At 40.8% G+C, this 13,079-nt stretch carries 10 protein-coding genes and 2 rRNA genes; 4 read left to right on the plus strand and 8 right to left on the minus strand.

The window, feature by feature from the left end; all coding sequences use genetic code 11:
• Positions 1–136: 136 nt before the first annotated feature.
• The 4 genes from MJX77_RS04360 to MJX77_RS04375 form a co-directional block, all read right to left on the minus strand.
• Positions 137–637, minus strand: a complete 501-nt coding sequence (locus tag MJX77_RS04360) for a DUF2726 domain-containing protein (RefSeq protein ID WP_005301476.1) — start codon at positions 635–637, stop codon at positions 137–139.
• Between the two features lie 314 nt (positions 638–951).
• On the minus strand, positions 952–3,333 hold the full coding sequence (locus tag MJX77_RS04365) for a YgiQ family radical SAM protein (protein ID WP_252060625.1): 2,382 nt from the start codon (positions 3,331–3,333) through the stop codon (positions 952–954).
• 212 nt (positions 3,334–3,545) lie between these two features.
• A complete protein-coding gene (locus MJX77_RS04370) occupies positions 3,546–4,805 on the minus strand; it encodes an esterase-like activity of phytase family protein (RefSeq protein ID WP_252060626.1) in 1,260 nt (419 codons plus the stop codon).
• A 150-nt stretch (positions 4,806–4,955) separates the two neighbouring features.
• A complete protein-coding gene (locus MJX77_RS04375; RefSeq protein ID WP_252060627.1) occupies positions 4,956–5,360 on the minus strand; it encodes a helix-turn-helix domain-containing protein in 405 nt (134 codons plus the stop codon).
• Positions 5,361–5,441: 81 nt separating this feature from the next.
• On the opposite strand from MJX77_RS04375, the gene MJX77_RS04380 reads away from it, so the two are divergent.
• The 4 genes from MJX77_RS04380 (at position 5,442) to MJX77_RS04395 (ending at position 7,629) form a co-directional block, all read left to right on the plus strand.
• The gene (locus MJX77_RS04380; protein ID WP_252060628.1) at positions 5,442–5,927 is read left to right on the plus strand and encodes a DUF2938 domain-containing protein; all 486 of its coding nucleotides are present in this window, start codon (positions 5,442–5,444) and stop codon (positions 5,925–5,927) included.
• Positions 5,928–5,945: 18 nt separating this feature from the next.
• Positions 5,946–6,512, plus strand: coding sequence for a flavodoxin family protein (locus MJX77_RS04385; protein ID WP_252060629.1), 567 nt, complete (start codon positions 5,946–5,948; stop codon positions 6,510–6,512).
• A gap of 4 nt (positions 6,513–6,516) precedes the next feature.
• A complete protein-coding gene (locus tag MJX77_RS04390) occupies positions 6,517–6,729 on the plus strand; it encodes a DUF2798 domain-containing protein (RefSeq protein ID WP_191901030.1) in 213 nt (70 codons plus the stop codon).
• A 291-nt stretch (positions 6,730–7,020) separates the two neighbouring features.
• Positions 7,021–7,629: a lytic transglycosylase domain-containing protein gene (locus MJX77_RS04395; RefSeq protein ID WP_111855775.1), complete on the plus strand. Its 609-nt coding sequence runs from the start codon at positions 7,021–7,023 to the stop codon at positions 7,627–7,629.
• 52 nt (positions 7,630–7,681) lie between these two features.
• Here MJX77_RS04395 and cysK read toward each other — a convergent pair whose 3' ends face one another.
• From cysK to MJX77_RS04415, 4 genes are all read right to left on the minus strand, one after another.
• Positions 7,682–8,680, minus strand: coding sequence for a cysteine synthase A (gene cysK, locus MJX77_RS04400; RefSeq protein WP_192835092.1), 999 nt, complete (start codon positions 8,678–8,680; stop codon positions 7,682–7,684).
• Positions 8,681–8,957: 277 nt separating this feature from the next.
• Complete coding sequence (locus tag MJX77_RS04405) at positions 8,958–9,500, minus strand: GNAT family N-acetyltransferase (protein ID WP_252060630.1); 543 nt, start codon at positions 9,498–9,500, stop codon at positions 8,958–8,960.
• Between the two features lie 143 nt (positions 9,501–9,643).
• Positions 9,644–9,758 (minus strand): 5S ribosomal RNA (gene rrf, locus MJX77_RS04410).
• Positions 9,759–9,937: 179 nt separating this feature from the next.
• Positions 9,938–12,830: ribosomal RNA gene (locus MJX77_RS04415) — 23S ribosomal RNA — on the minus strand.
• Positions 12,831–13,079: the final 249 nt, after the last annotated feature.

Consider the following 13,079-nt stretch of genomic DNA (forward strand, 5'->3'; position numbering starts at 1 on the left):
ATAAAGTGACACTAAATTGAGCAATATCCCTAGTTATATTGCTCAATTTTTTAGTAGTTTTAACATTGTTAATGTCAGCATGTTATTAAGATCTTCTTTAATGAGTTCTTTAATCAATTGCTATAATCTCTAATTTTTAAGACTTCACAAACGCATTTGACATTCGTTCTAGTTGCGGCGTTGCATGTAAAATTGCCATCTCTGTTTCTGGAGTCAATAAGTCCCTTCTCAGATCGTGATAATCAGGTACCTCACTGTAATGCAGTACACGATAGCCAGCCAATTGTAATAGACGACGTTCATATTGTTGATGCGCACGGCGTAAACCATTTTCACCAAGAACTACAATGACAACAACCTGATAATTTTGATCAAGTACAACAAAATCAGCTGCCATATTTTGATATTTTCGACGTGTATGCGCATATTTTGTAGTTAATAATGCATCAAAGGATACATGTGCCAACACGGTAAATTTAGGTAAAACTGTTTGTAGTCTGGTTAATGTCATTTGCTCATGACTAGTTAATACTGCACGGCGCTTCAAGGCACTATCATGTTGATGCCTTCGCGAAAGACTTTTCACTGCCATTACAACAGCAAGAAATAATAATAAAATCGTAATTAAATAGTACATGGGTCCAATCCTTTAGGTTTTTTATAATGATTTTGCTAGATCACACTTTGTTTTAATTGATAACGACACAGCCGTTTTTTAAAAGGTTCACTTAGTAATTTCACTTGTAGTTATCAAGCTTGGCTTAAATTTAGCCACCCTCACATTATTTATAATCATAGAATCTACAACAATCAAGTGCAGCTCGTCAGATTTTTGCTATTTCTCATTATTCGTTACGTTTTTTGTACTTTTAATCTTCAAAAATCTCACTATACGATTTAAATAGACACTTTAAAAACAAAACAGGCTCTATTTAAGAGCCTGTTTTATCACTATCCACGAACCTTGCTTTTAGGTTTACTTTTTCCACCAAATGGTCTTTTCTCACCGGTTTCACGAGGAGGCAAACCAGTGTGCTGGGTTAGAACCTGTCCTTTTTGTGGACGTTTTTGCCCTGCTGCTGAACGAGATGGCCCTTGACCACGTTTTGCTGAATCACCCGCTACAGAAGAGTTCTTCTTACGTGCCGACTTATATTCACCTTCAGCAGTACCTTGTGGCTGATAGGTCGGGATCAAGTGCTGCTTTGAATTACCAATTAAATCTGCACGGCCCATTTCTTTTAAAGCTTCACGAAGCAATGGCCAGTTGTTTGGATCATGGTAGCGTAGGAATGCTTTATGCAGACGACGGCGTTTCTCACCTTTTACAATATCAACTTTTTCAGTATAGCGAGCTACTTTAGCAAGCGGGTTTTTGCCCGAATAATACATAGTTGTTGCAGTTGCCATTGGCGATGGATAGAACGTCTGTACTTGATCGGCACGGAAACCATTCTTTTTCAACCAAATTGCAAGGTGCATCATGTCATAATCTGAAGTACCCGGATGTGCTGCAATAAAGTAAGGAATTAAATATTGCTCTTTTCCTGCTTCTTTACTGAAACGGTCAAACATTTGTTTGAAACGATCATACGTACCAATACCCGGCTTCATCATCTTAGATAAAGGACCATTTTCGGTATGTTCAGGAGCAATTTTTAAATAACCGCCAACGTGGTGTTGTACCAGCTCTTTGACATATTCAGGGTTGAGTACTGCAAGGTCATAACGTAAACCTGAACCAATGAGAATCTTCTTCACACCTTTAATCGCACGTGCTTTACGATAAAGCTGTACTAAAGGTGCATGATCGGTATGCAAGTTTTGACAAACGCCCGGATATACACAAGAAGGTTTACGACAGTTCTTCTCAATTTCAGGGTCTTTACAGTGCAAACGGTACATGTTTGCCGTTGGACCACCTAAGTCTGAAATAATGCCGGTGAAGTTTGGTGCCGTATCACGGATTTTTTCAATCTCACGTAAGATCGAATCTTCCGAACGGTTTTGAATAATACGTCCTTCATGTTCTGTAATCGAACAGAACGTACAGCCGCCAAAACAGCCACGCATAATGTTAACCGAGAATTTGATCATATCAAATGCAGGGAAACGAGCATCGCCATAAGTAGGATGCGGCAAACGTGCATATGGAAGATCAAACACATAGTCCATTTCCTCAGTCGTTAGAGGAATTGGTGGAGGATTGATCCAGACATCACGTTCACCATGGCGTTGAACCAAAGCACGGGCATTACCCGGATTAGTTTCAAGGTGCAAAATACGGTTTGCATGTGCGTAAAGCACGTGATCATTTGACACCTCTTCAAAAGAAGGTAAACGAATTACCGCTAACTCGCGTGGAGGTAATTTATGTTTAATTGCTTTTGACGGTGCCGGCTTTAATTGAACGATTTGAGTGTCGTCATCGAGTTTGTCGCCTTCACGCACAATCGGATTTGCAACAATCTCTTTCTGGAAATCTTGATACTGAGCTAAAGAGTTACCCTTTTCTTTTTCAACCTCACAGCCATCAATATCTTCAGTCATGACATAGGGGTTAATAATTGGATCAACACGCCCAATCGTATCTACATCATTACTCGCAACTTCAACAAACTTTGCTTTTGATGCTTTGTTATGTTTATTAATAATAAATGCTGTACCACGAACATCTGTAATCTCGTGGATTTTTTCACCTTTGGCCAAACGATGCATCACATCAATAATGGCACGCTCACCATTACCATACATGAGTAAATCGGCTTTTGAATCCATCAAAATCGAACGACGAACTTTATCTGACCAATAATCGTAGTGCGCAATACGACGTAAACTACCTTCAATACCACCTAATAACACTGGTACATCTGGGAAAGCTTCACGACAGCGCTGGCAATAAACTGTTGCTGCGCGGTCAGGACGTTTATTTGGTTCATTGTTTGGAGAATAAGCATCATCAGAACGGATTTTACGATCTGCCGTATAACGGTTAATCATCGAATCCATATTACCTGCGGTCACGCCCCAAGCAATCGTAGGCTTACCTAAAACGCGGAAGCTTTCAACATTGGTCCAGTCTGGCTGTGCAATAATTCCGACACGGAAACCTTGTGCTTCAAGTACACGCCCAATCACACCCGATACAAACGATGGATGATCAATATAAGCATCCCCACAGACTAAAATAAAGTCACATGCATCCCAGCCGAGTTGGTCCATTTCTTCTCGTGACATCGGCAAAAATGGTGCGGGTTCAAAACACGACGCCCAATATTTGTCGTAATCAAACAGCGCTTTGGGCGCAGTCTGCATGGTGTAGGCAGTAGACATGGCTTGCGAATCTCGGCTAGCAGATGGAGGAGAGACATCTAAAGATGAAAGCCGATCATTTTAACATGAATTTCATTCATTTTCCCTGTTTATAAAACATGCGAAAACAACAATATAGAAATTAATTTGATTAAACTTTACTCAATATTTTATTCTTGGAATAAATACGGCGGAACAAAATCCGCCGCAGTTTTAATTTTTATTTATAGAGCTTAGAACAAAGCTTTTGGCAAACGAATCTGAATAATTTCATTATCATCAGCCAATTTTGCATTACGTCCTGTTGAACCAGGGAAGTTATTATCATTGAAAACGGTAAGCGTTGTGCCATTTTCAATAATCACATCTTCAATGGTTTCAAATGGGAAGGCAAAAACCTGTCCCGTACCAATATCCCCTGCTCTAGCTGTGCCATACAACAAATTCGGGTTAGCAATTTTAATTAAATCGACTAAATCTTCACGGCTTACTAGTTGGCCTGACTCATTTAATTTAATACGAATTAATTTTTTATATCCGCCTAAATTATTCTGGGTCGCATCACGCTCAATAATAATGCCTTCTTTATCATTAAAGAGTTGGAAGTCACCAATATTTGTTGCCTTGCTGTCTAACTGGAACCAATAATATTTTCCTGTATACGCTTTTTTCTTCAGATCAAATTGAGAAATCAATAATTGTCGTTCCGTTTCTCGGATTGATTTAATTGGCTTTTCTATAAGCGGGTAAAGATACTGCCCATCTGGCGAAATCGCCATTCCTTCAAAACCACCACTTTGCTGAACTAGAGGCTCTACAAAATTAATTTGTGCTTTATTAAACTGATTTTGTGGTGAACGTAACTCTTGAGTCGGGTTTAACGGATTTGGCAGAGCAATTGGTGCATCTAGTAATACACCATCCGCTGAAAAATGAAGTAAATAAGGTCCAAATTCATCACCAATCCAGTAAGTCCCATCATTAGTACGTTGCATAGATTCTGGATCAAAATCAGCACCCGTTAATAAACGCTCAGCTGTATCACCATTCACGATATTAAATGGAATTAATTTGTTCGGATCACGCAGCTGGATAAAGCTTTGCACAGTTACTTGACCCGTGCCTTTAGGTTTAGTTTTGAAATCAGGTTTTAATTTATAAATACGAAGTAAAAAATCTGCTGAATTATCTTGAGTCCCAAAACCATTATCAGCCATTGCCATATAACTGCCATCTTCATTTTTTAATGCAGCAGAAAAGCCTTGTACAGGTTGACCCTTAAATGGAGGATAAATTCCATTTGCACCTTTCACATATGCCCCAGAGTCTGGGCCAGCCGCATAAGTTTCTACAGGTAATTTGGCAAAAGAAATTAAGGTCGGTTCGGTAACTTTTTCAGTAGGTGATGTTTGATCTTGATCATTATCATCATTACATGCCGTCAATCCTAAACTGGCACAGCATAATAATGCGACTAAAGTTTTTTTGCTCATAGTTTTATACAGTTGGTAAAAAATTAAGCAAATTTAATCAAGCTTATATGAAGTTTTCACTTCAAAAAGATGAAATCTTTATGGCGAAAATATGACAAGACTAACTATTTAATAGAACCTTAAAAATTCAACCTCTTCGCTAAAAACTGATTAAAGTTTTGTTGGCTGATATTCTCCAGCAATTGCTGCTTTTAAAAAGTTCTGGAAGGTTGGGCATTGCATATGGTTTTCAGCAGGGCATACAGCAGCATGTTCTAATCCTTGACTGATAAAATGCAATCGTTTTGCCATTTGCTCTAATTGTTTAGCTTTATCTTTTAATTTTTGCCGATCAAACTCTGGCTTACCATCTTGTCCAAACATTGTGGCAATTTCATTTAAAGAAAAACCTGCGGCACGACCTAAAGCAATGAGTGCTAATTGATCAAGCACTTGTTTCCCATACTGCCGACGTAAACCTTGTCGCCCTATCGATTTAATTAATCCTTTCTCTTCATAAAAACGTAGTGTAGCGGTTGTGACTTTTGCCTTTTTAGCGACTTCACCAATATCCATAACACCCTCTTGACTTCAAGTGAACTTTAACTTGCACAATAAATTTATCACGTTTCAGACGTATAAAAGCAAGGTTTCAAAATGAATCTCTCCACATTATTCTTTCAGGCTTTATGTCTCGGCATTGGCGCAACAATTATTATGGATATCTGGCTGTTAACATTAAAGATATTCAAAATTCCGACCTTAAATTTCGCCTTTCTCGGTCGCTGGGTCGGTTGGATATTTAAAAGGAAAATTATCCATCAATCTATAGCTCAAAGCCCTCAAATTAAGGGTGAATATTTATTGGGCTGGGTTGCTCACTATAGTGTTGGGCTGATCTTTGCATTGAGCTTTCTCTTCATTGTCAGCTCAGATTGGCTTAGCCATCCTCAGTTTTATTCAGCACTTCTGTTTGGTGTAGTCACCGTTCTCATTCCTTTTTTTATTATGCAACCTGCGATGGGTAGTGGTTTTACTTCTTCAAAAACCCCTCGTCCTTTTTTGAACTGCCTAAAAAGTTTGATGAACCATAGTGTTTTTGGTTGTGGCTTATATCTCACTGCAAAACTATTTCAACTTTAAATAAAGAGGAAACTACTCATGAAAACCGTTGCCATTATTTACTATAGCCGCCAAGGCCACACCCAATTTATTGCTCAGCAAATTCAAACGGGCATCTTAAGCCAAGAAAATATCGAAGTAGATTTACTCAATGCTGAACATCTTGTGGAAAACCCAGAAATCCTAATTCAATATGACGGCTTAATTTGGGGATCCCCCACTTATTTAGGGGGCGTATCTTCCAAGTTAAAACAACTCATGGATGCAACTGGTCCATTATGGAAAAAGCAGAGCTTTAAAGGAAAACTGGCGGCTGGCTTTACTGTATCTTCCCTTCCCGCAGGTGACAAACAATCGACACTAATTTCACTTTTCACCTTTTGTATGCAACACGGCATGTTATGGGTTGGCAACCCGATTATGCCTGAGCAACACCAAGGTATTCCTTATACTCAAGCAGCCAACCGTCTCGGTTCATGGTCAGGCTTAATGGCCCAGGCCGAACATGGCAGTAATGCCGATAGGTTTGATGAAGGAGATATTAAAACTGCCCAACAATTTGGAGAAAATTTTGCATTGATCTTAAATGCTTATCAAGGAATATAAGACCATGAAAGCACAGAAGCTTTTATTCCTCTTCATTTTATCTGGAATGATGTCTTTTATAGTTTCAGGTATTTCAACTTTTAAAGTAGTGGGCCTAAATCATCATTTCCTTTCATTGTGGGTATCGGCTTGGATTATTGCATGGATATTGGCTTTTCCAAGTGTATTGATTTGTGCTCCTATAGCCCAGAAACTTGTCGACATCGTATTTAAGTAAGTTGATCTGTAAGTTAAAACGTACAAAACTTGCGGTGATTTGCGGATATTCATCTTTAGTATTTTTTCATAATATATGAAGCATAGAGAGACAGGATGTCTCATTGAAGAAGAATAAGAACGCAGGAAGCGGTAGTTGACAGGAGTTAGCTACATAAGCTGAATACGAAAGAACCTCGACAGGATGTCGGGGTTTTTTCATTTTAATTATACAAAACTCTCACTCTTTGCTTGTGCTGAGCAACAGAACTTATATTGATCGATTAATTACAGCTGAATACCATGATTTCATTTGAAATTTGATTATCGGTTTTGTATTTTGCTTACCTCATCTTTATCTAACAATTATTTTAAACCGACTCAAATAAACATTTTGAGTCTCAAATTTTTCGTAATTGCTTTAATGACAATAATGACTGGGTGTACAAGCTTAGGCCCGAATAGTGGTTCATTTTCATGGCGTTCAAATAAGCTCTCGTCTGGTCTACAAAAAGCTTATTCTGTTCCACAAAGCACAGCGAATCGGTTATCTCCAATAATTATTCAAAGTGCTGACCAATATAATGTGCCCCCTCTTTTACTTGCCGCAGTCATAAGACAAGAATCAAGTTACAATACTAATGCCCTCTCGCCTACGGGTGCAGTAGGTTTAACTCAAATTATTCCCAGCTATTGGCAACAAACTTGTGCTGGTAATTTGTATGATGAATCTACAAATATTCAATGTGGTGCTTATATCTTAAATCACTATTATCAGTCAGCGGATAGTTGGTTTAAGGCTACGGCTTATTATAATGTGGGACCAACTGGATATGAGCGAAGCTTCTGGACACGGCACAAAGCTAAAAAATATGCCCGGTCTGTTAAACGTCATCAAAAAGCTTTAAAAAGTGCTTTATAAATAAGCTTAAATAAAAGCCCATCAATAGATGGGCTTTTTTATACAGTTAATATTATTCGTCAAATAAACCGTCAAACAGAACAGAAGATAAATAACGCTCCCCACTATCTGGCAGAATAACAACAATAGTTTTACCAGCATTTTCAGGGCGTTCTGCAATTTTTGCCGCCGCAGCCAAAGCTGCGCCACTTGAAATACCCACTAAAATACCTTCTTGGGTTGCACAGTTTCTTGCCCACTGAATTGCTTCTTCACTAGTCACTGGTAAAACTTCATCTACAAGATCCAAATCAAGATTCTTTGGAATAAAGTTCGCACCAATTCCCTGAATTTTATGCGGCGCAGGTGTAATGTTCTCTCCATTTCTAGTTTGAGTAATAATTGGAGACTCAGCAGGCTCAACGGCTACAGAATATAAAGGTTTATTTTGAACTTGTTCGAAATAACGAGAAATACCAGTAATTGTGCCGCCAGTACCAACACCTGCAACCAAAATATCGACTTGTCCATCTGTTGCTTGCCAAATTTCAGGGCCAGTTGTATCTACATGGATTTGTGGATTGGCGGGATTTTCAAATTGTTGAGGTAAGAAATAAACATCTGGCTGTTCACCTGCTAATCGTATAGCTTCATCAACTGCACCTTTCATCCCTTTCGCTGGTTCAGTTAAAACTAAATTGGCACCAAGTGCTTTTAATACTTTTCTACGCTCAAGACTCATACTTGCAGGCATAGTTAAAGTAATTGGATAACCCTTAGCAGCAGCAACAAAAGCCAATGCAATCCCTGTATTACCACTGGTTGGTTCAATAATATGCATGCCTTCTTTTAACACACCACGCTTTTCTGCATCGGCAATTAGTGCCGCTCCGATACGACATTTCACAGAAAATGCAGGATTACGGCTTTCCACTTTTGCTAATACGGTTGCACCAGTTTTAATCAAACGATTAATGCGAACTAAAGGAGTATTGCCAATAGCTTCTGCATTATTTGGATAAACTGCTATTCCTAAATTATTGGGTGTTGGAAATTGCTGATCAGTAGACATGTTATATCCTTATTAGATTTGGAATGATTCTGAATCATTATAAGCTTCTAGAATAAACAGGAAAGTAGAAAAGCTAAGTAATGCCTGAATTCTTAAATGAGGAGTGTCTCTTATCATAGATTTCTTTTTAAGAAACAAAAAATTAAGAATTATTTTAAAAATCAAATTATTAGATTAAATAAGTTTATTTTCTCATCCATATCTTACGTTATTAACACTACCCTAATCTTCTGGTTAAACACTAAAGTAAAGTTTTTCCAAAATTTTATATAGCGAGTTACCAAAGCTCACCCTCTCTCCAATCGGCACAAATAATATCGTCTTCTAAATTATGAGTTAGTCGCTCTTTCAGCTGAGCGCTCAACGGAAATAACATAATTTGATAATCATCTGTTAGATAAGTGGAAGCATCTTGTTTGATGTATAAATCTCCCCACCACGAAATCCAATCTAATTTTTTATAGAATGTCTCATCTTCAGGCTGTAATGCCGCGAGTTCATAGCCTAAAGTAGTTAAAGCATCAGTTAAATATTTTAATAATTTAGATGCGAGTCCTTTTCCACGCATTTTGAAATCAGTAGTCACATATTCTATGTAAGCAGTTTTTACAGTAATACCATCGTTTAAGGTGAAAATTCGATCTGTCCATAAAGCATGTGACACAATATTATCATCCAATATGCCTATTATATGTACAGCATTTTGCATGAAGGTATATTGACTCCAAGGATCTTCATCAAAAGCAGCAAAACACAGCTCAGCAATTTGTTGTCGTTGTTGCTTATTTAGGTCATGAGCCACGATGATTTTAAACTGCATAGACAGAAACTCTATTTTAATTGTTTAAATAATAAGCAAACATCGAAATAATACGAATTTCTTTTAGTTAAAAACAACCAATTATTTATTTCCGCATAAAGAAACACCCCGGTTTCTTTCGAGACCGGGGTGTTAGAATAATGAGCTGGCGATGACTTACTCTCACATGGGAAACCCCACACTACCATCAGCGCTAAGAGGTTTCACTTCTGAGTTCGGGAAGGGATCAGGTGGTTCACTCTTGCTATGGTCGCCAGCACAACTGGTATGGATACTTGCATTGGTCTTAATATGCCGATGCGTTTTCCAAATCTTTACAGATGGGCTGATTGAATCTTACTTTATTTGTTCATTTTAGCTAAGCATATAACTAAATCAAGTTGCTTTGCATATTAATGAATCGATTGATGCTTTATATACAACTGCTTGGGTGTTGTATAGTCAAGCCTCACGAGCAATTAGTATTGGTCAGCTTCACATATCACTATGCTTCCACATCCAACCTATCAACGTCCTAGTCTCGAACGGCTCTTTAGAGGACATAAAGTCCTAGGGAAATCTTATCTTGAGGTAGGCTTCCCGCTTAGATGCTTTCAGCGGTTATCCCTTCCGAACATAGCTACCCGGCGATGCGACTGGCGTCACAACCGGTACACCAGAGGTTCGTCCACTCTGGTCCTCTCGTACTAGGAGCAGATCCTCTCAAATTTCCAGCGCCCACGGTAGATAGGGACCGAACTGTCTCACGACGTTCTAAACCCAGCTCGCGTACCTCTTTAAATGGCGAACAGCCATACCCTTGGGACCTGCTTCAGCCCCAGGATGAGATGAGCCGACATCGAGGTGCCAAACACCGCCGTCGATATGAACTCTTGGGCGGTATCAGCCTGTTATCCCCAGAGTACCTTTTATCCGTTGAGCGATGGCCCTTCCATACAGAACCACCGGATCACTAAGACCTACTTTCGTACCTGCTCGACTTGTGGGTCTCGCAGTTAAGCGCGCTTTTGCCTTTATACTCTACGCGTGATTTCCGACCACGCTGAGCGCACCTTCGTACTCCTCCGTTACTCTTTAGGAGGAGACCGCCCCAGTCAAACTACCCACCAGACATGGTCCTCGCCCCGGATTACGGGGCAGAGTTAGAACCTCAACATTACCAGGGTGGTATTTCAAGGACGGCTCCATTGGAACTAGCGTTCCAACTTCAAAGCCTCCCACCTATCCTACACAAGTAAGGTCAAAGTTCAATGTCAAGCTGCAGTAAAGGTTCACGGGGTCTTTCCGTCTAGCCGCGGGTACACTGCATCTTCACAGCGATTTCGATTTCACTGAGCCTCTGCTGGAGACAGCGCCGCCATCATTATGCCATTCGTGCAGGTCGGAACTTACCCGACAAGGAATTTCGCTACCTTAGGACCGTTATAGTTACGGCCGCCGTTTACTGGGGCTTCGATCAAGAGCTTCGCTTACGCTAACCCCATCAATTAACCTTCCAGCACCGGGCAGGCATCACACCCTATACGTCCACTTTCGTGTTTGCAGAGTGCTATGTTTTTAATAAACAGTTGCAGCGGCCTGGTTTCTGTGGCTGCCAATAGCTCAGACCGCAAGGGTCATCACCGTCAGCAGCGTACCTTCTCCCGAAGTTACGGTACCATTTTGCCTAGTTCCTTCAGCAGAGTTCTCTCAAGCGCCTTGGTCTACTCGACCTGACCACCTGTGTCGGTTTCGGGTACGATTCCTGTGTAACTGAAGCTTAGAGACTTTTCCTGGAAGCATGGTATCAGCCACTTCGCTGTACAAGTACAGCTTGCTATCAGATCTCAGCATAGAGCACCCCGGATTTGCCTAAGATGCATGCCTACTTCCTTCCACCTGGACAACCAACGCCAGGCTGACTTAACCTTCTCCGTCCTCTCATCGCATTACACAGAAGTATTGGAATATTAACCAATTTCCCATCGACTACGCCTTTCGGCCTCGCCTTAGGGGTCGACTCACCCAGCCCCGATTAACGTTGGACTGGAACCCTTGGTCTTTCGGCGAACGGGTTTTTCACCCGTTTTGTCGTTACTCACGTCAGCATTCGCACTTCTGATACCTCCAGCATACTTCTCAATACACCTTCATCGGCTTACAGAACGCTCCCCTACCACTTGACTAAAAGTCAAATCCGCAGCTTCGGCACATAGTTTTAGCCCCGTTACATCTTCCGCGCAGGCCGACTCGACTAGTGAGCTATTACGCTTTCTTTAAAGGGTGGCTGCTTCTAAGCCAACCTCCTAGCTGTCTATGCCTTCCCACATCGTTTCCCACTTAACTATGATTTTGGGGCCTTAGCTGGCGGTCTGGATTGTTTTCCTCTTGACTACGGACGTTAGCACCCGCAGTCTGTCTCCCGGATAGTACTCATAGGTATTCGGAGTTTGCATCGGTTTGGTAAGTCGGGATGACCCCCTAGCCGAAACAGTGCTCTACCCCCTATGGTATTCGTCCGAGGCGCTACCTAAATAGCTTTCGGGGAGAACCAGCTATCACCAGGCTTGATTAGCCTTTCACCCCTATCCACAAGTCATCCCCTGGCTTTTCAACGACAGTGGGTTCGGTCCTCCAGTTAGTGTTACCCAACCTTCAACCTGCTCATGGATAGATCGCCTGGTTTCGGGTCTATACCCAGCAACTAAACGCCCTATTAAGACTCGATTTCTCTACGGCTCCCCTATACGGTTAACCTCGCTACTGAATATAAGTCGCTGACCCATTATACAAAAGGTACGCAGTCACCGAACAAGTCGGCTCCCACTGCTTGTATGCATGCGGTTTCAGGATCTATTTCACTCCCCTCACAGGGGTTCTTTTCGCCTTTCCCTCACGGTACTGGTTCACTATCGGTCAGTCAGGAGTATTTAGCCTTGGAGGATGGTCCCCCCATATTCAGACAAGGTTTCACGTGCCTCGCCCTACTCGTCATCATTATGTGTGCCCTTTCGTGTACGGGAATATCACCCTCTACGTTCGCACTTCCCAGAGCGTTCCACTAAAACACACATAACTTAATGGGCTGATCCCCGTTCGCTCGCCGCTACTAAGGGAATCTCAATTGATTTCTTTTCCTAAGGGTACTGAGATGTTTCACTTCCCCTCGTTCGCCTTGCAACACTATGTATTCATGTTGCAATACCTACCTTAAAGTAGGTGGGTTCCCCCATTCAGAAATCTCCGGATCAAAGGATATTTGCCGCCTCCCCGGAGCTTATCGCAGGCTATTACGTCTTTCATCGCCTCTGACTGCCAAGGCATCCACCACATGCACTTAATTACTTGACTATACAACCCCAAACAGTCGTCAACACTTACAAGTGAGTGTTGTCCGTGCGATTCTTCATCGCTACTATCTGTTGTCTGTGTACTTAAACACTGTACAGCTTCAATCTAAATTCATATACCAAAACGCTTGATTCAGTTAATTTGCTAGTTCTCAATTCATCTAGATTAATTACTTAATCTAAACTCTTGAGTGAACAATTTATTTCAGACTCAATTTTGCCAATCTGTTAATGAATAAACATGCCTTCG

The organism is Acinetobacter sp. AHP123 (assembly GCF_023757925.1).
GTDB lineage: Bacteria > Pseudomonadota > Gammaproteobacteria > Pseudomonadales > Moraxellaceae > Acinetobacter > Acinetobacter oleivorans.